Raw genomic sequence first — 17,475 nt, 5'->3', positions numbered from 1 at the left:
GCGGGCCCGCGGCACGGAGCGGCGGGCGGGGCCCCGGGGCGGGGGGGGCTGGGGCGGCGGGGGCCCCGCCGCGGGGGGCCCCCCGGGAGGCGCCGGCTCCGGCACCGGCCTTGACCTTGGTGGTCTTGACCTGCTTGGCCCCGGTCCGCTCCCGGCGGGCGATGTTCTCGCGGATCTGCCGGTACTTCGGCTCGCGCTCCTTGAACTGGACGAGCAGCGGCGTCGCCACGCAGATCGAGGAGTACGTCCCGACGATCATGCCGACGAACAGGGCGAGCGACAGGTCCTTCAGCGTGCCCGCGCCGAACAGCGTGGTGCCGATGAACAGGATCGCGCCGACCGGCAGGATCGCCACCAGCGAGGTGTTCAGCGAGCGGACCAGCGTGCTGCTGAGCGCCTTGTTCGCGGCCTCGCTGTAGGTGGTCTTGGAGGTCGGGCCGAGCGGCTTGGTGACCTCCTTGATCATGTCGAAGACGACGACCGCGTCGTACAGGGAGTAGCCGAGGATCGTCAGGAAGCCGAGCAGGGTCGCCGGGGTGACCTCGAAGCCGACCCAGGCGTAGACGCCGGCCGTGATGACGAGGTCGTGGACGAGCGCGACGACCGCGGCCACCGCCATCCGCCACTCGAACGCCACCGACAGGTAGGCGATGATCAGGACCATGAAGACGGCCAGCGCCTGCCAGGCCTTCTTCTGGATCTCACCGCCCCAGGAGGCGCCGACGACCTGGGTGCTGACCTTGTTCGCCGGAACCTTCAGCTCCTGCGTGATGCTCGACTTGACCTCGGTGACGTGCGAGGACGACATGCTCTCCGTCGTGATCCGCCAGTCGCCGCCCGCCTTCTGCACGATCGCCTGGTGGGCGCCGCCGTCGGTGACGGCGGTGCGCACCTGCTCGATCGACGCGCTCGGCGCCTTGAAGGTGAAGACCGAGCCGCCTTTGAACTCGACGCCGAAGTTGAGGCCCTGGAAGAGCAGGCCGGCGATCGACAGCAGCAGCAGGAAGCCGGAGATCGAGTACCAGATCTTCGGCCGGCCGACGATGTCGGCGCTGATCTCGCCCCGGTAGATCCGCGAACTGGCCGCGCGCAGTCCCATGGGTCAGGCCTCCTGACTCGTCTTGGGGGCGGTGGCGGTGGCCTTCTCCTGGGCGGCGCGGTGCAGCCGTCTCGGATCGAGTCCCGACATCGGATGTCCCCGGCCGAAGAACGTGGTGCGCGACAGCAGCGTGACCATCGGCTTCGTGAAGAAGAACACCACGACGATGTCGATCAGCGTCGTGAGGCCCATCGCGAACGCGAACCCGGCGACGCCGCCGACGGCGAGGAAGTACAGCACCAGCGCGGCCAGGAAGGTGACGGCGTCGGCGACGAGGATGGTACGGCGCGCCCGCTTCCAGGCGTTCTCCACCGAGGAGCGCAGCCTGCGGCCCGCTCTCAGCTCGTCCCGCAGGCGCTCGAAGTAGACGATGAACGAGTCGGCGGTGATGCCGATCGAGACGATCAGCCCGATGATGTGCGGGAGGGAGAGCCGGAAGCCCATGCCCTCACCGAGGATCACCACCGACAGGTAGGTGATGACGGACGCCACGACCAGGCTGGACACCGCCACCAGGCCGAGGCCCCGGTAGTAGAACAGGCAGTACAGCAGGACCAGGCCGAGGCCGATCGCGCCGGCGATGAGGCCGCCGGTCAGCTGGTCGGAGCCGAGCGTGGACGACACCTCGTCGATGGAGCTCTGCGTGAACTCCAGCGGCAGGGCGCCGTACTTGAGCACGTTGGCCAGGTCGGTGGCGTACTGCTGGTCGAAGCTCTCGGGCGGCCCGTCGATGCTGGCGGTGCCGCCGGTGATCGGGCCCTCCCGGATGGCGGGCGCCGAGACGACCTGCCCGTCCAGGACGATCGCGACCTGCGCCTGCGGCGCCGACGGGTTCTGCTGGTAGGCCCGGGACGCGTCCGTGGTGACCGCGCCGAACTCCTTGGCGCCCTTGCCGTCGAACTTCAGCGAGACCGACCAGCTCGCCTGGCCCTGCTGGGCATTCGGCGGCATCGCGTTGGCCTCGTCGACGTTCTCGCCGAGCACCCGGACGGGCCCGAGGATGTACTTGGTGACCTGGCCGCTCTCCTCGTCCTGGTCACAGGCGGCGACGAAAGTGCGCTTCGGGTCGTTCGCGCCGTCGGCGTGCCGGTCGCCGTTGTAGCAGTCGAGCGCCTCGAACTGCTTGATGACGGCCTTGTCGGTCACGCCGGGGTAGGTCCCCTGCCCGGTGGGGTCACCGGACGGCGGGACCAGCGGCGACGACGGCGGCGGCGTGGCCCCGCCGGACGGCTTCGGCGTCGGGGCCGTCAGCGCCTGCGACAGCGCTTTGCCGCGCGGGGTCGCCGACGAGGACGGCGAGGCGCTCGCGGACGCCGACGCGGACGGTGAAGGGCTCTTGCCGGCGTCGTCCCCGCCCTTGCCCCCGGCGGGCCCGCTCGGCGACGGGGCCGGCGAGGCCGCGCCCGCCGGGCGCCCGTCCGCCGTGGCGAACACCTCCCGGAACTGCAGCTTCGCCGTGGTGCCGATCAGGCTGACGACGCGGCTCTGCCCCTCACCGGGAACGTTCACCACGATGTTGCTACTGCCCTGCTTCGCGACCTCGGCGTCCGAGACCCCCAGGCCGTTGACGCGCTGCGTCATGATCTTGACGGCCTGGTTCATCTGCTCGGCCGGGGGATCCTCCCCGCCCGGGGTCTTGGCGGTGAGGGTGACGGTCGTCCCGCCGGCGAGGTCCAGGCCGAGCTTGGGCGTCGTGCGCCCCTGCCAGACCGCCAGGCCGGCGAGTACGACCATGACCGCGAACAGAGCCAGGAGCGTGCGCCCGGGCTTGGGAGCGTTTCTGGGCGAAGCCACTTGTCGTCGTACTTCCCGTCTTTGTCGTCGCCGCAGGAAGGTCAGGCGGACGGCTTGTCGGCCGCCTTGACCTTCGTCTTCCCCTTCGGCTTGGACTCGGGCTCGAGGTCCTCGTCCGCCGCGGCGTCCTCGGCCTCGGTGTCACCGTCCTTGGACAGGACGACCTCGGTGTCGTCCTTGGTGAGGTCGACGGCGTCGTCCTCGTCCCGCGCGTCGGCGTCGTCCTCGTCGAGGTCGTCGTCCTCGTCCTCGAGCTCATCGGGCTCGGGGTCCTTGAGGACCTGCATGACGGCCTGCTTGACGAAGCTCACTTCGACACCGTCCGCGATCTCCAGCAGGAGACCGCCGTCCTCCTCCACCTCGACGACCGTGGCGCGCATCCCGCTCGTCGTCAGGACCCGGACGCCCGGCTGTATGTCGCTCTGCATCTGCGCCTGCTCCTTGCGCCGCTTGCTCTGCGGGCGGATGAGCAGGAAGTAGAAGACCAGGGGAACGGCGAGGAGCAGAAGCAGGTTGAAGGCCCCGCTACCGCCCGAATCCGCCGCGAGAATCATGTTGCCGCCCATTACGGGAGCATCCTTCCGATGTCGGTTGCCAGCCAGTGACCGGAACGGCCACGCGCACGGGACCGCCGGCTGGAGACGGTGAACCAAGTCCCGGAGTCTAGAGAGTACGCGAGGCCCCGGCAACGACGCGACGATCGGCGACGCCGGGAAGTTCCCAACCCGTTACCGGATGATCACCGTTTCGGCCGATCGGCGGCCTCGTCCACGTCGAACAGGGTCCCCGCCGGCGGCGCCGCCGGCGGCTGGGCGAGGCCCAGATGCGCCCACGCGGCCGCCGTGGCGACCCGCCCGCGCGGCGTCCTCGCCAGCAGTCCCTGCCGGACGAGGAACGGCTCGGCGACGACCTCCACGGTCTCGGGCTCCTCCCCCACCGACACGGCGAGGGTCGACAGCCCCACCGGGCCGCCGCCGAACTTGCGCATGAGCGACTCCAGGACGGACCGGTCGAGCCGGTCCAGTCCCCGTTCGTCCACCTCGTACAACGCGAGCGCGGCCCGCGCCGATTCCAGGGTGACGGCCCCGTCGGTACGGACCTCGGCGTAGTCGCGGACGCGGCGCAGCAGCCGGTTGGCGATGCGGGGGGTGCCGCGGGAGCGCCCGGCGACCTCCGCGGCGGCGTCGCCGGTGATCCCCACGTCCAGCAGCGCGGCCGACCGGCGGACGATGACCTCCAGCTCGGCGGGCTCGTAGAAGTCCATGTGCGCGACGAAGCCGAACCGGTCGCGCAGCGGCCCGGGCAGCATCCCCGCCCGGGTGGTGGCCCCGACCAGCGTGAACGGGGCGATGTCGAGGGGGATCGCGGTCGCGCCCGGCCCCTTGCCCACGACGACGTCGACCCGGAAGTCCTCCATCGCCATGTAGAGCATCTCCTCGGCGGGACGCGCCAGCCGGTGGATCTCGTCCAGGAACAGCACCTCGCCCTCGGCGAGGGTGGACAGCACCGCCGCGAGGTCGCCGGCCCGCTCGATCGCGGGCCCGGAGGAGATCCGCAGCGGCTGCCCCAGCTCCGCCGCGATGATCATGGCGAGCGTGGTCTTGCCGAGGCCCGGCCCGCCCGACAGCAGCACGTGGTCGGGCGTCCGGCCGCGCCGCAGCGCGCTGTGCAGCACCAGCGAGAGCTGCTCGCGCACCCGCTCCTGCCCGACGAAGTCGTCCAGCTTCTTCGGCCGCAGCGCGGCCTCGATCCGCTGCTCCTCGGCCCCGTCGGCATCCGCGGAGACGAGCCGCTCGAACTCCTCGCTCATTTGCTGAGCTTCTTCAAGGCCGACTTCAGCAGCGTCGCCACCGGCGGGGCCTCCCCGCCGTCGAGGTCGGCGGCGACCGCGTCCACGGCGGCGTCGGCGTCCTTGGCCGACCAGCCGAGGTTGACCAGGCCCATCTGCACCTGGTCCCGCCACGCCTCCGAGCGGGCGGGGGCGCGGACCTCGTCGGCGCCGCCGATCGGCCCGCCGAGCCGGTCCCTGAGTTCGAGGACGATCCGCTGGGCGCCCTTCTTGCCGATGCCGGGCACCTTGGTCAGGGCGGTGAGGTCCTCGGCCGCGACCGCGCGGCGCAGCGCGTTCGGCGTGTGGACGGCGAGCATCGCCAGGGCGATCCGGGGCCCGATGCCGCTGGCGGTCTGCAGCAGTTCGAACACCGTCCGCTCGTCGTCGTCGGCGAACCCGAACAGGGTGAGGGAGTCCTCACGGACGACCAGCGACGTCGGCACGTGCGCCTGCTCGCCGACCCGCAGGCCGGCGAGGGTGGCGGGCGAGCACTGCACCGACAGGCCGACGCCGTGCACGTCGATCACCGCCCCGTCGGGACCGGCGGCGGCCACCCGGCCGCTGACGAAGGCGATCACTGGGCACTTCCTCCTCTGCTGCGGGCGGCAAGCCGCGCCCGTTCGGCGCGGGCCGCCTCCTCGATGCGCGACCGCTGGGCGTGTGCGAGCCGCTGCTGTGCTCCGCCGCGCCACACGTGGCAGATCGCGAGGGCGAGCGCGTCGGCCGCGTCCGCCGGCCTGGGCGCCGTCTCCAGCGACAGCAGCCGGGTCACCATCCGGGTCACCTGCGCCTTGTCGGCGCGCCCGTTGCCGGTGACCGCGGCCTTGGCCTCGCTCGGCGTGTGCAGGGCGACGGGCAGCCCGCGGCGGGCCGCCGCCAGCATCGCGATGCCGGCGGCCTGCGCGGTCCCCATCACCGTCCGGACGTTGTGCTGGGAGAACACGCGCTCGACGGCGACGGCGTCCGGCGCGAACTCCGCCAGCAGCGCCTCGATGCCCGCCTCGACGCCCACCAGGCGCAGGGCGTGGTCCTCGCCCGGGTCGGTCCGGACGACGGACACGTGCACCAGGTGGAGCCGCTTGCCCGGGGCGCCCTCGACGACCCCCACCCCGCACCGGGTGAGCCCGGGGTCCACCCCCATCACCCGCACGGCCGCTCCTTCGATCATCTGTTCGGCCGCCAACGCTACCAATCCGCGGCGCCGGTCAGAAGAAGTCGAGCGAGAACGGCGTGGCCGCGAACGCCGCCGCGAGCCCGGCCGCGTCCCCGCCGGCCCCGCCGTCCCCACCCGCCATGAGGCCGGTGCGGCGCAGTGTGGGGACGGGGACGCCCGCGTAGAGGGCCGCCAGGCCGCGCGGGCCGAGGCGCACGGCGTCCGCACTCGCGGCCGCGCGCTCCAGCCGCCCCGCGCCGTCCCCGATCTCCAGCGTCCAGTCGCCCGTGTTCGCGGGGCGCTGCACGTCGTCGATCCGCAGCGGGACGCGGGCGGTGACGCCGGCCGGGTAGCCGCGCGCCGCGATCGCGGCGGGGGCGTCGACCACGCGGAGCATCCACTGGCTGCGCCGGACGGTCTCGTCCTTGCGCTCGCCGAGCATCCACAGCACCGGGTCCATGGGCGGCACGCAGGCCCGCACCGTCTCGGCGGTCGAGGACCCCGACCCGACGATCGCCCACAGCGCCCGCAGGGTGGCCTCCGACGACGCGACGAGCCGGGTGACCTCCAGCGCGCGGTTGCCGTCGGCCCAGCGGTAGGACAGGAAGCCGTCGCCGGCGAGGTGGACGTAGTCGTCGCCCGCGAGCGCGCCCCGCCACCGCGCCTCGGTCCAGCCGACGGGACCGCAGTCGAGGGCGGACGCGTGCGCCCGGCCGATCACGGCGGCGACCTCGGCGGCGTCTCCGGGGCCCGGCCTGCGGACGGGGACCCGCTCGGCGGCGACGGTGCGCAGGGCCGCGGTGGAGATCTCGATGTGGTGCTGGGCGCCCGCGTGCTCCCAGCCGAGCGAGCGGTAGAGCGGCGTCGTCGCGGGATAGAGCATGGCCAGCGGGTGCCCGAACGCGGCGCACCGCTCCAGCAGGTCGCCGACCATGCGGCGGCCGAGGCCCCGGCCGCGCTCCTCCGGCGCGACCGCGACCGCGCTGACGCCGCCCAGCGACACGGCCCGCCCGTGCCACCACTGCGTCATCTCGTGCACCGCGCCCGTGGCGACGATCCCGCCGCCCTCGAACCCCGCGAACTGCCGCCCGGTCTCGAACGACGGCGCGATCATCGGGAGGCGCCGCCGCCACAGCTCGTCCGGGACCGGGCCGAACGCGCGGCCCCGGATGTCGCGGACGGCGTCGATCTCCTCGGGGGCCAGCGCGCGGATGTCCATGATCGAACCGTAGGCCATGGCCGGGACGCCGGACGCCGCCGCACCCGGGCGGGCGGCGGCGGCGTCGCGAGCAGGACGCGTCAGGCGTCGATGGAGGCCATGATCTCGTCGGACACGTCGAAGTTGGCGTAGACGTCCTGGACGTCGTCGGAGTCCTCCAGGGCGTCCAGGAGGCGGAAGACCTTCTTGGCGTTGTCCTCGTCGAGGGGGACGGTGACGCTCGGCAGGAACTTGCTCTCGGCCGACTCGTAGTCGATGCCGGCGTCGACCAGCGCGGTGCGGACGGCGACCAGGTCGCCGGCCTCGCTGACGACCTCGAAGTTCTCCTCGTCGAGCTCGTTGACCTCCTCGGCGCCGGCGTCGAGGACGGCCATCATCACGTCGTCCTCGCTGGTGTTCGCCTTGGGGACGATCACGACGCCCTTGCGGTTGAACATGTACGACACCGAGCCCGGGTCGGCGAGGGAGCCGCCGTTGCGGGTGAGGGCGACGCGGACCTCGGAGGCGGCGCGGTTGCGGTTGTCGGTGAGGCACTCGATGAGCACCGCGACGCCGCCGGGCGCGTAGCCCTCGTAGGTGATGGTCTGCCAGTCGGCGCCGCCGGCCTCCTCGCCCCCGCCCCGCTTGCGGGCGCGCTCGATGTTGTCGTTGGGGACGGAGTTCTTCTTCGCCTTGTAGATGGCGTCGTAGAGGGTGGGGTTGGCATCGGGATCGCCGCCGCCCGTACGGGCCGCCACCTCGATGTTCTTGATCAGCTTCGCGAAGAGCTTGCCCCGCTTGGCGTCGAGGGCCGCCTTCTTGTGCTTGGTCGTCGCCCACTTGGAATGGCCGGACATCTGTCACTCCTCCTCTGTCGTCCGGCGCACCAGATCGGCGAAGTAGTGGTGCACGCGGAAATCGCCTGTCAACTCCGGATGGAACGAGGTCGCCATGAGACTTCCCTGACGAACGGCGACGATCCTACCGGCGTTCGGGCCGCTCTCGGCGCGCCCGAGGATCTCCACGGCGTCGCCGACGGACTCCACCCAGGGTGCGCGGATGAAAACGGCCCGGTACGGCGTGTCTCCCATGCCGGCCAGCGGGACCCGCGCCTCGAAGGAGTCGACCTGCCGGCCGAACGCGTTGCGCCGCACGGTCATGTCGATCCCGCCGCAGGTCTCCTGGCCCGCCGCGCCGCCCCTGATCCGGTCCGCCAGCATGATCATGCCGGCGCAGGAGCCGTACGCGGGCATGCCCGCCTCGATCCGCTTGCGCAGCGGGTCGAGGAGCTCGAAGGAGCGCGCCAGCCGCCACATCGTGGTGGACTCCCCGCCGGGCAGGACGAGGCCGTCGACGCTCTCCAGCTCCGCGGGGCGGCGCACGGCCAGGGTGCGCGCCCCGGCGGCCTCCAGCGCGCGGACGTGCTCGCGCACGTCGCCTTGGAGAGCGAGAACGCCGATCGTCGGCTCAGTCGTCACGTGGGGGCCTTCCCGGGATGCGCGGCGGGTCTCGGCCGCGCGCGGCGGGTCTCGACCCTGGACTCTTCCTACAACGTGCCGCGGCCCGGCCGATCTTCCCGCGGCGGTACTCCGCGCCGAGCGCCGGTCAGGCGTGCTTGAAGCGGCGCAGCGGGAGCTCCAGGGGCAGGAAGCCGTCCTTGCCGCGGTCGGCGATGCCGCGGCCGAACATGTGCGCCTCGGCGAGGGCGAGCCCGAACTCCTCGGGGTCGAACGGGAGCGGGACGTCCGGCGCGCCCGCGTCGATGGCGCCCCAGAACGCCCGCTCGGCGGGCAGCCGCTCGCCCTGGTCGACGACGACGCCGTCCTCGGCGGTGACGAACACCTCGCGGCGCAGCTCGCCGGACTCGTACCAGCGGAACCAGCAGCCGCGGATCACGTTGTGCAGGACGAGGACGCCGCAGTCCGCGCCGGGCAGCGCGGCGGCGGCGGTGTCGGCGACCCGGCGGGCGTCGTCGTCGAGGCAGAACAGGCGCCGGTCGCACAGCAGCAGCGCCCGCTCGAACGCGCCGACGAACAGCTCGTCCTCGTACGGCCAGAGCGCGAAGTCCAGGACCGTGTCACCGGTCTCGGTCAGGGCGTCCGCCGGGTAGAGGCGGCGCGCGATCGCCGCCGCGGCGTCCGGGTCGGGCACCAGGCCCGGCCGGAACACCTCGGTGGGTTCACCCGCGCTCGCGCAGGCCAGCGCGACCGACCAAGCCATGCTCTTCCCTCCCGCGGCCGGACACCGCCCACCCGGCCACGCCGCCAGGTTAACCCGGCCGGGCCGCGCTGTGGACCCCCGGGTCCCCGATCACCTCACCAGCCGCGGCCCGCGAACTTCTGGTCCTCGCCGAGGGAGGCGGCGCTGATGCCGACCATGGCCTCGCCGAGCCCGCGGGACACCTTGGCGATCACGTCGGGGTCGTCGTGGAAGGTGGTGGCCTTCACGATGGCCTCGGCGCGCTCGGCCGGGTTGCCGGACTTGAAGATCCCCGAGCCGACGAAGACGCCCTCGGCGCCGAGCTGCATCATCATGGCGGCGTCGGCGGGGGTGGCGATGCCGCCCGCGGTGAACAGCACGACGGGCAGCTTGCCGGCCCGCGCGACCTCCTTGACCAGCTCGTAGGGGGCCTGGAGCTCCTTGGCGGCGACGTACAGCTCGTCCTCGGGCAGCGACTGGAGCCGGCGGATCTCCTGCCGGATCTGCCGCATGTGCGTGGTCGCGTTGGACACGTCGCCGGTGCCGGCCTCGCCCTTGGAGCGGATCATCGCCGCGCCCTCGGTGATGCGCCGCAGCGCCTCGCCGAGGCTGGTGGCGCCGCACACGAACGGGACGGTGAACGCCCACTTGTCGATGTGGTTCTCGTAGTCGGCCGGGGTGAGCACCTCGGACTCGTCGACGTAGTCGACGCCGAGCGCCTGCAGCACCTGCGCCTCGACGAAGTGGCCGATGCGGGCCTTGGCCATGACCGGGATGGAGACGGCGGCGATGATCCCGTCGATCATGTCGGGGTCGCTCATCCGGGAGATGCCGCCCTCGGCGCGGATGTCGGCGGGCACCCGCTCCAGGGCCATGACGGCGACCGCACCGGCGTCTTCGGCGATCTTGGCCTGGTCGGGCGTGACGACGTCCATGATCACGCCGCCCTTGAGCATCTCCGCCATGCCGCGCTTGACGCGGGCGGTCCCGGTCTCGGGCGCGGCGTTGTCAGTGGCGGGAGTGGTAGTGGACACGGGCATTCCTTACGTGGACGGACGACAAGTCACTTTCCATGATATTGCCTGCTCGGACGACCGTTCGACCCGGCAGAGTGTCAACGTGCGCGGCCCGCCGCTTACGAAGTGATCGGCGAGGTGACCGCCAGGCCCCCGCCCGGGGGCGGTCAGGGGGTGTAGGGCTTGCCGTCGTTGACGAGCAGCACCCAGACCTGGCCGGGCGCGAAGTTCATCGGCTCGCCGTCGGCGGTGGTGAAGATCGTCCCCTTGCCCTCGGACGGCCGCGACCACTGCGCCTTGTAGGACTTGCCGTCGCGCAGGACCAGCGCCCGCCCGGTACCGGTGGTGTGGATCAGCGGCGTATAGCTGCCGAGAAAGTCGTGGAACTTCGACCGGGTCGTCTTGGCGTACTGGATGACGACGGTCTTCCCGCCCAGGCGGCCGCCCTCGGCGGCCCGGTCGGGGCGCCCGCCCCAGCTGGCGAGCCACCGCTTCTCCTTGGCCGACCAGGTGAAGCCCATGGTGGCGGCCGGCCAGCGGGCGGTGAAGGACCTGGTCGGCTTCCCGCCCTCGGGGGCGTCCCCGAACCGGAAGCCGATGTCGCGCGGCTTCGCCGCCTTCGGCGCGCGCTTGAGCAGGCTCGCGGGGTCGGCGTACAGGTTGTAGGGGATCCGCTTGGCGCTGGAGCGGAAGTAGGCGCCGCCGGCCTTCTCCTGCGACAGGTCGTACACCGGCGCCTTGCGGACGTACTTCTTCATCTTGCTCTGGACGCCGGAGAACGCGAAGGCGGGCCGGCCGAACTGCGGCAGGATGTGCAGGTCGGAGATGCGGGCGCTGCGGACGGGCCCGACCTTCTTCGGCAGCCGGGAGGAGTAGACCGCCATCAGCCGGGTCTCGCCGCCCTCGACCTGCTCGACGTAGACGATGTCGGCGGCCTTCACCCCGCTCTGCGGCAGCGCCGGCCGGGTGTTCTCGATCTTGACGGCGAGGACGGGGCCGGTCATCCCCTTCGTGCCGCCGTTGAAGGGGTGCACGGCGGGTTCGGGCGTCGGGGCCGGCGCCGGCGAGCCGGTGCTGCGCGGCGGCGGCGCCGTCGCCGGGCCGCCCGAGTCCGAGCAGGCCGGCAGGGCGGCGGCACCGACGGCGAGGGCGCCGAGCCCCGCGGCCGCGCGGCCCCGGGTGGTGGTGGCCCATGCGGATCGCACGATGTACCCCTCCCTTGGACGGTCTGCCAGAGGGTAGCGAACGCGGCCCGGTGCGCCCGCCCGTCCAGCGGTACGGCCCCGGCCCCCGCTGTGATCAATCTCGCACGGCCGGACCGGGGGGCGGGGTCAGATCCCGGGGGGATCGTCGTCGATCTCGAAGAAGTCCGGGAGCGGGGCGCGCCCGGCGAGCGGCAGCACCCGGATGAGCAGCTTGCGGCGCGCGGTCCGGGCCTGGGACACGGCGTCGTTGTAGAAGTTGCGGGCGTAGCCGACCTTCGCGGCGGCCGCGGACAGCTCGTCCAGGACCTCGGCGCCGTCGCCCGCGCCGCGGGCGGTGATGGTGCCGACGAACTCGGGCTGGTCGACGACCGCGCGCAGCGCCCGCGACAGGTCGCTCTCGGCGAACTCGCGCCGCTCGGCGTCGGCGGTGCGCGCCTCGTGCGCGGCGGTCGCCAGCACCAGGCTGGTGGCCGGGTCCAGCAGCCGGGACGCGGCCAGTTCCAGCGCGGCGGCGGCCCGCCGGACGAGCGCGGCGTCCAGCGCGGCGCGGGCGGTCTCGACGCGGACGTGCAGCCGGTCCAGCCGGGTGGCGCGCCACGACACGTACACGCCGATGAGGAAGACGACGGCGATCCAGAACAGGACGTCGATGATCCAGTCGTAGGACATGCGGTGCCCTCCTACAGCCCGAGGCCGGATTCGACGACGCCGGCGCCGTCGTCGGTGACCGTCTCGTACACCCTCACCACGTCGCGGGCGACGGCCGACCAGTCATAGGCGCGGACGGCGGCGCGGGCCTCCGCGGACAGCTGCTTGCGCCGGGCCGGGTCGTCCAGCAGCTCGCCGGCCGCCGCCGCGAGCGCCTCGTGGTCGCCGACCGGGAACAGCGCGCCGGCCCGCCCGCCGAGCAGCACCCGGTCGAACGCCTCGATGTCGCTGGCGAGGATCGGCGCCCCGGCCGACATCGCCTCGGCGAGGACGATGCCGAAGCTCTCGCCGCCGGTGTTCGGCGCGACGAACACGTCCACCGAGTGGTAGGCGCGGACCTTGTCCTCCTCGCCGACCATGCCGAGGACGACGACGCGGTCGCGCAGCTCCGGCGAGACCCGGCCGATCACGTCGTCGGCGTCGCCGGGCCCGGCCAGCAGCAGCCGCAGCCCGGGGCGGCGGGGGCCGAGGATCTCGAAGGCGCGCAGCAGCACCTGCAGGCCCTTGCGGGGCTCGTCCATGCGGCCGAGGAACCCGAGCGCGCCTCCCCCGCCGCCGCGCGGGGCCTCGGCGCGGCCGCGCCAGCCCGGCAGCGGCTCGGCCATCGCGTACCGCTCGGTCGCGACGCCGTTCGGGATCAGCACGGCGTCGCCGCCGAGGTGCTCGACGAGCGTGGTGCGGGCGGCCTCCGACACCGCGATCCGGCCGGTGATCTTCTCCAGGGCGCTCCGCAGGATCGGCGCGGTCACCGACACCACCCGGGACTTCTCGTAGGACGCGTGGAAGGTGCCGACGATCGGGCCGTCCGCCGCCCAGCAGGCCAGCAGCCCGAGGGAGGGCGCGGCGGGCTCGTGGACGTGCAGCACGTCGAAGCCGCCCTCGTGGATCCACCGGCGGACCCGGCCCGCCGACAGGAACCCGAACGCCAGCCGGGCCACGGAGCCGTTGTAGGGGACGGGCACGGCGCGCCCGGCGGACACGACGTAGGGCGGCAGGTCGGCGTCGTCGTCCGCCGGTGTGATCACCGACACGTCGTGGCCGAGCCCGGTCAGCGCCTCCGCGAGGTCGCCGATGTGCTGCTGCACGCCGCCCGGGACGTCCCACGTGTACGGGCAGACGATTCCGATCTTCATCGGCCGGCTCTCATCTCCGCGCGTCCGGGAGGTCGTCCACCCAGACCCGCTGCAGCATGTGCCAGTCCTCGGGGTGGGCGGCGATGCCCTCCTCGAAGGCGCGCGCGAGCTCCTGGGTCATGGCCTGGATCTTCTCCTGCCTGCCGCCCTCGTCCGGGACGGGGATCTCCTCGTGGACGCGCGCCGCCCAGTACTCGCCCTCGTACCAGAGTGTCACGGGGATGAGGGCGGCGCCGGTCTGGATCGCCAGCGCGGCGGAGACGGCGGGCATGCGGGCGGTCGCGCCGAAGAACTCGACGTCGATGCCGCTGTCGGTGAGGTCGCGGTCGACGACCAGGCACACCGCCCGCCCGGCGCGGAGCCGCTGCGCCATCCGGCCGAACGCGGACGCGCCCTTGTGGGCGAGCACCTCCATGCCGAGGCTCTCGCGGAACTCGACGAACCGGTCGAACAGCGCCGCCGGCTCCAGCCGCTCGGCGACCGTGGTGAACGGGTATCCGCTGTGAACGAGCCACGCCCCGGCGTGCTCGTAGTTGCCCATGTGGGGCAGGGCGAGGATGACGCCGCGCCCGGAGTCGAGGTTGGTGAAGATCTTCTTCTCGCCGGTGACGCGCATCCGGCCGAGGATCCGGGCCCTGTCGTACTCGGGCAGCCGGAACACCTCCAGCCAGTACCGCAGGTAGGAGCGCAGCACCTTCTTGCTGAGGACGCGGATTTCGTCGTCGACCGCGTCCTTGCCGAGGACGCGGCACAGGTTCCGCTCCAGCTGCCGGACCCCGGAGCCGTACCGGTGCCAGGTGCGGTCGGCGAGGGCGGTGAACAGCAGCCGGGCCGCGCTCTCGGGCATCTTGCGGACGACCGTCCAGCCGAGGGCGTAGACCGCGTCGGTCACCTCGTCGCGGAGCGACGGTGCGCCCTCTCCGCGGCGGGGCGTGGTCATGGCCGCGGCTCCGGCGTCCGGTGCGCGCCGTGCTCCCGCTCGGCACCGGTGCCCGGCCCGCCTCCCGGCGGGGAGTCCTTGGCCTGGACGTACACGGTGGCGAACCGCTGCCCGACCGTGACGGTGCTGAGCGCGGCGAGCGCCCACAGCGCGACGGCGAGGATGTAGGGGACGCCGAGGCCGTCGAACCCGGCGGCGACCAGCGCGACGATGAGCCGCTCCGCGCGCTCGGCGATGCCCACGTCGCAGGTGTAGCCGAGCCCCTCCGCGCGGGCCTTGGCGTAGGACACCACGACGCCGGAGACGAGGCAGTACAGCGCGACCCCGGCGAGGGACTCCTGGCCGACCCGGTAGAGCCCGATCATCAGCCCGGCGAAGATCGCGGCGTCGGCGACCCGGTCCATGGTGGAGTCCAGGAACGCGCCGAACTTGGAGATCTTGCCGGTGACCCGGGCGACCGCGCCGTCCAGCATGTCGAACAGCACGAAGGCCGTGATGACCATCGTCCCCCAGAAGAACTCCCCGCGCGGGAACAGCACGAGCGCGCCGGCGGCGACGCCGACCGTGCCGATGACGGTGATCGCGTTGGGCGAGACCCCGGTCCGCGCGACGCCCCGTCCGATCGGGGTGAGGACGCGCCCCAGCGCGGGCCTGATCTTGTTGAGCATCGCCGTCCGTTCTCGTGTGCTGCCGTGGGGGGGGGCCGCGGCCGGCGGGGCGGGCCGCCCGTCGCCGGCGACCGGGCGCGCCCATCGTAGTGCGGACCCGGCACCGACGTGGTCAACGCCGGGTTTGGGCGCCCCCGGCCCGGACAGATCACGGATGAACACCGTTCACCCCTTGTGGTCCCGGCCCTCACGGGAAAGGGTGGTGCTACGGGTGTGACGTCGGTCACGCGCGTTGGACGAGGTCGGACGCCGCACTCGGACGTCGGGGCCGGGCCCGCCGGGGCCGGGCCCGAGCCGCACGCGGGCCTCCGCGCGGAGGCCCGTCCGAGGAGGTAGTCATGGCGGACAAGGGAGGCCACCCGGGAGCCCCCGGCAGGGCACCGGAGGCCGGCGGGTGCGACAGGGTGCGCAATGTCGCGCTGGTCGGCCACTCGGGGGCGGGCAAGACCACGCTCGTCGAGGCACTGCTCGCGGCGACCGGCACGGTGCCGCGGGCGGGCAAGGTCGAGGACGGCACCACGGTCGCCGACTTCGATGACGTCGAGGTGCGCCAGCAGCGCTCGGTGAACCTCGCGCTCGCCCCGCTGATGCACGGGGACGTCAAGGTCAATCTCATCGACACACCGGGCTACGCCGACTTCGTCGGCGACCTGCGGGCCGGGCTGCGCGCCGCCGACGCGGCGCTGTTCGTGATCTCCGCGGTGGACGGCATCGACGGCCTGACCCGGATGCTGTGGGAGGAGTGCGCGGCGGTGCGGCTGCCCCGCGCGGTCGTCATCACCAAGATCGACCAGCAGCGCGGCGACTTCGACGACGTCGTCCTGGCCTGCCAGGACGTGTTCGGCGAGGGCGTCGCGCCGCTGTACTTCCCCGCCGCCGGGCCGGACGGGCTGCGGGGCCTGATCGGGCTGCTGTCGCAGCGCTGCCTGGACTACTCGACCGGCGAGCGCACCGAGTGCGACCCCGATCCGCGGTACCTGGAGCAGATCGCCGAGCAGCGCGCGTCGCTGATCGAGGGGATCATCCAGGAGAGCGAGGACGAGACCCTCATGGACAGGTACCTGTCCGGTGAGGACATCGACGTCAAGGCGCTCATCGAGGACCTGGAGACCGCGGTCGCGCGCGGCAGCTTCTACCCCGTCCTCGCGACGTCGGTCCCGCACGGCGACCGCCCCGGACCGGTCGTCGGCATGCTGGAGCTGCTGGAGGTCGTCACGCAGGCGTTCCCGTCGCCGCTGGAGCACGGGATCCCGCCGGTGACGGCGGTGAGCGGCGGGCCCGCGAAGGAGCTCGCCTGCGACCCGGAGGGCCCACTGGTCGCCGAGGTCGTCAAGACCACGTCCGACCCCTATGTGGGGCGGATCTCGCTGGTCCGGGTGTTCTCCGGGACGCTCCGCCCCGACACCACGGTGCACGTGTCCGGGCACGGCATGGCCGAGCGCGGGCACGAGGACCACGACGTCGACGAGCGGGTCGGCGCGCTGACCTCCCCGCTGGGCAAGACGCAGCGGACCCTGGCGTCGTGCGGCGCGGGCGACCTCTGCGCGGTGGCGAAGCTCGCCCGCGCCGAGACCGGCGACACGCTGTCGGATCCGGACTCGCCGATGGTGATGGCGCCGTGGTCGATGCCCGACCCGCTGCTGCCGGTCGCGATCCGGGCGAGGTCCAAGGCCGACGACGACAAGCTCGGCCAGGCGCTCGCCCGGCTCGTCGCCGAGGACCCGACGCTCCGGCTGGAGAACAACGCCGAGACGCGGCAGCTGGTGCTGTGGTGCATGGGCGAGGCCCACGCCGACGTGCTGATCGACCGGCTCGGGACCCGGTACGGCGTCGAGGTCGACCGGGTCGGCCTGCGCGTCCCGCTGCGCGAGACGTTCGGCGGGTCGGCCAGGGGCCTCGGGCGGCACGTCAAGCAGAGCGGCGGGCACGGCCAGTACGGCATCTGCCACGTCGACGTGGAGCCGCTGCCCTCCGGCGAGGGCTTCGAGTTCGCGGACAAGATCGTCGGCGGGGTGGTGCCGCGGCAGTTCATCCCGTCGGTGGAGAAGGGCGTCCGGCAGCAGATGGGGCGCGGTGTCTCCGCCGGGTACCCGCTGGTCGACATCAAGGTCACCCTGCACGACGGGAAGGCCCACTCGGTCGACTCCTCCGACATGGCGTTCCAGGCGGCCGGGGCGCTCGCGCTGAAGGACGCGGCGAGCCAGGTGCCGATCCTGCTGCTGGAACCGGTCGACGAGGTGGACGTGCTGATCGCCGACGAGTACGTGGGCCCGATCATGTCCGACCTCACCTCGCGGCGCGGCCGGGTGCTGGGCTCCCAGGCGGTGCCCGGCGGCCGCACCATGATCAAGGCCGAGGTGCCGCAGCTGGAGATCGTCCGGTACGCGATCGACCTGCGCTCGATGTCGCAGGGCACCGGCACGTTCAGCCGCACGTTCCTGCGCTACGAGCCGCTCCCGGCGCACCTGGCCGACAAGGTCGCCGCCGAGTCGCGCGACGACTAGCCGCACCGGCCCTCGGGCCCCGCCCGC

At 73.1% G+C, this 17,475-nt stretch carries 17 protein-coding genes; 1 reads left to right on the top strand and 16 read right to left on the bottom strand.

What is annotated here, in order from left to right; all coding sequences use genetic code 11:
• The 16 genes from secF to pgsA all read right to left on the bottom strand — a co-directional run.
• A partial coding sequence (secF, locus tag ABZ806_RS32800) for a protein translocase subunit SecF (RefSeq protein ID WP_500221329.1) occupies positions 1-1,099 on the bottom strand: 1,099 nt, incomplete at its 3' end.
• A gap of 3 nt (positions 1,100-1,102) precedes the next feature.
• Complete coding sequence (gene secD / locus ABZ806_RS32795; protein WP_500221328.1) at positions 1,103-2,833, bottom strand: protein translocase subunit SecD; 1,731 nt, start codon at positions 2,831-2,833, stop codon at positions 1,103-1,105.
• A gap of 101 nt (positions 2,834-2,934) precedes the next feature.
• Positions 2,935-3,459, bottom strand: a complete 525-nt coding sequence (gene yajC, locus ABZ806_RS32790; RefSeq protein WP_500221327.1) for a preprotein translocase subunit YajC — start codon at positions 3,457-3,459, stop codon at positions 2,935-2,937.
• 173 nt (positions 3,460-3,632) lie between these two features.
• The gene (ruvB, locus tag ABZ806_RS32785; RefSeq protein ID WP_500221326.1) at positions 3,633-4,703 is read right to left on the bottom strand and encodes a Holliday junction branch migration DNA helicase RuvB; all 1,071 of its coding nucleotides are present in this window, start codon (positions 4,701-4,703) and stop codon (positions 3,633-3,635) included.
• Entirely contained in the window at positions 4,700-5,302 is a 603-nt protein-coding gene (ruvA, locus tag ABZ806_RS32780) for a Holliday junction branch migration protein RuvA (protein ID WP_500221325.1), read from the bottom strand. The genes ruvB and ruvA overlap by 4 nt, the downstream gene beginning before the upstream one ends.
• Positions 5,299-5,874: a crossover junction endodeoxyribonuclease RuvC gene (gene ruvC, locus ABZ806_RS32775; RefSeq protein WP_500221324.1), complete on the bottom strand. Its 576-nt coding sequence runs from the start codon at positions 5,872-5,874 to the stop codon at positions 5,299-5,301. The genes ruvA and ruvC overlap by 4 nt, the downstream gene beginning before the upstream one ends.
• 55 nt (positions 5,875-5,929) lie before the next feature.
• Positions 5,930-7,096, bottom strand: coding sequence for a GNAT family N-acetyltransferase (locus ABZ806_RS32770; protein WP_500221323.1), 1,167 nt, complete (start codon positions 7,094-7,096; stop codon positions 5,930-5,932).
• Between the two features lie 80 nt (positions 7,097-7,176).
• Complete coding sequence (locus ABZ806_RS32765; protein WP_500221322.1) at positions 7,177-7,932, bottom strand: YebC/PmpR family DNA-binding transcriptional regulator; 756 nt, start codon at positions 7,930-7,932, stop codon at positions 7,177-7,179.
• Between the two features lie 3 nt (positions 7,933-7,935).
• The gene (gene pdxT / locus ABZ806_RS32760; protein ID WP_500221321.1) at positions 7,936-8,553 is read right to left on the bottom strand and encodes a pyridoxal 5'-phosphate synthase glutaminase subunit PdxT; all 618 of its coding nucleotides are present in this window, start codon (positions 8,551-8,553) and stop codon (positions 7,936-7,938) included.
• A 127-nt stretch (positions 8,554-8,680) separates the two neighbouring features.
• The gene (locus ABZ806_RS32755) at positions 8,681-9,295 is read right to left on the bottom strand and encodes a DUF6928 family protein (protein ID WP_500221320.1); all 615 of its coding nucleotides are present in this window, start codon (positions 9,293-9,295) and stop codon (positions 8,681-8,683) included.
• A 95-nt stretch (positions 9,296-9,390) separates the two neighbouring features.
• On the bottom strand, positions 9,391-10,314 hold the full coding sequence (pdxS, locus tag ABZ806_RS32750; RefSeq protein ID WP_500221319.1) for a pyridoxal 5'-phosphate synthase lyase subunit PdxS: 924 nt from the start codon (positions 10,312-10,314) through the stop codon (positions 9,391-9,393).
• 143 nt (positions 10,315-10,457) lie between these two features.
• Entirely contained in the window at positions 10,458-11,495 is a 1,038-nt protein-coding gene (locus ABZ806_RS32745; RefSeq protein WP_500221318.1) for a DUF3048 domain-containing protein, read from the bottom strand.
• Between the two features lie 126 nt (positions 11,496-11,621).
• A complete protein-coding gene (locus ABZ806_RS32740; protein WP_500221317.1) occupies positions 11,622-12,164 on the bottom strand; it encodes a hypothetical protein in 543 nt (180 codons plus the stop codon).
• Positions 12,165-12,175: 11 nt separating this feature from the next.
• Positions 12,176-13,336: a glycosyltransferase family 4 protein gene (locus ABZ806_RS32735; RefSeq protein WP_500221316.1), complete on the bottom strand. Its 1,161-nt coding sequence runs from the start codon at positions 13,334-13,336 to the stop codon at positions 12,176-12,178.
• A 10-nt stretch (positions 13,337-13,346) separates the two neighbouring features.
• The gene (locus tag ABZ806_RS32730; protein ID WP_500221315.1) at positions 13,347-14,276 is read right to left on the bottom strand and encodes a phosphatidylinositol mannoside acyltransferase; all 930 of its coding nucleotides are present in this window, start codon (positions 14,274-14,276) and stop codon (positions 13,347-13,349) included.
• Positions 14,273-14,944 (bottom strand): phosphatidylinositol phosphate synthase, encoded by a 672-nt coding sequence (gene pgsA, locus ABZ806_RS32725; protein ID WP_500221314.1) that lies wholly within the window; start codon positions 14,942-14,944, stop codon positions 14,273-14,275. Before pgsA ends, ABZ806_RS32730 begins: the two co-directional genes overlap by 4 nt.
• A 338-nt stretch (positions 14,945-15,282) precedes the next feature.
• Here pgsA and ABZ806_RS32720 point away from each other — a divergent pair, with 338 nt between their 5' ends.
• A complete protein-coding gene (locus tag ABZ806_RS32720; protein WP_500221313.1) occupies positions 15,283-17,448 on the top strand; it encodes an elongation factor G-like protein EF-G2 in 2,166 nt (721 codons plus the stop codon).
• The last annotated feature ends 27 nt before the right edge of the window (positions 17,449-17,475 follow it).

The sequence above is a fragment of the Spirillospora sp. NPDC047418 genome, assembly GCF_040643275.1.
GTDB lineage: Bacteria > Actinomycetota > Actinomycetes > Streptosporangiales > Streptosporangiaceae > Spirillospora.
Note: the sequence above shows the minus strand (reverse complement) of the source record. Positions and strands in the feature narration are given on the sequence as shown.

What these genes read in the sequence shown, in the direction of transcription:
- secD (WP_500221328.1), bottom strand. Translation starts at nt 2,833, where the DNA reads ATGGTCGTACTCGCCGGCCTGGCGGTCTGGCAGGGGCGCACGACGCCC.
- yajC (WP_500221327.1), bottom strand. Translation starts at nt 3,459, where the DNA reads ATGGGCGGCAACATGATTCTCGCGGCGGATTCGGGCGGTAGCGGGGCC.
- ruvB (WP_500221326.1), bottom strand. Translation starts at nt 4,703, where the DNA reads ATGAGCGAGGAGTTCGAGCGGCTCGTCTCCGCGGATGCCGACGGGGCC.
- ABZ806_RS32770 (WP_500221323.1), bottom strand. Translation starts at nt 7,096, where the DNA reads ATGGACATCCGCGCGCTGGCCCCCGAGGAGATCGACGCCGTCCGCGAC.
- ABZ806_RS32765 (WP_500221322.1), bottom strand. Translation starts at nt 7,932, where the DNA reads ATGTCCGGCCATTCCAAGTGGGCGACGACCAAGCACAAGAAGGCGGCC.
- ABZ806_RS32755 (WP_500221320.1), bottom strand. Translation starts at nt 9,295, where the DNA reads ATGGCTTGGTCGGTCGCGCTGGCCTGCGCGAGCGCGGGTGAACCCACC.
- pdxS (WP_500221319.1), bottom strand. Translation starts at nt 10,314, where the DNA reads ATGCCCGTGTCCACTACCACTCCCGCCACTGACAACGCCGCGCCCGAG.
- ABZ806_RS32740 (WP_500221317.1), bottom strand. Translation starts at nt 12,164, where the DNA reads ATGTCCTACGACTGGATCATCGACGTCCTGTTCTGGATCGCCGTCGTC.
- ABZ806_RS32735 (WP_500221316.1), bottom strand. Translation starts at nt 13,336, where the DNA reads ATGAAGATCGGAATCGTCTGCCCGTACACGTGGGACGTCCCGGGCGGC.
- ABZ806_RS32730 (WP_500221315.1), bottom strand. Translation starts at nt 14,276, where the DNA reads ATGACCACGCCCCGCCGCGGAGAGGGCGCACCGTCGCTCCGCGACGAG.
- pgsA (WP_500221314.1), bottom strand. Translation starts at nt 14,944, where the DNA reads ATGCTCAACAAGATCAGGCCCGCGCTGGGGCGCGTCCTCACCCCGATC.
- ABZ806_RS32720 (WP_500221313.1), top strand. Translation starts at nt 15,283, where the DNA reads ATGGCGGACAAGGGAGGCCACCCGGGAGCCCCCGGCAGGGCACCGGAG.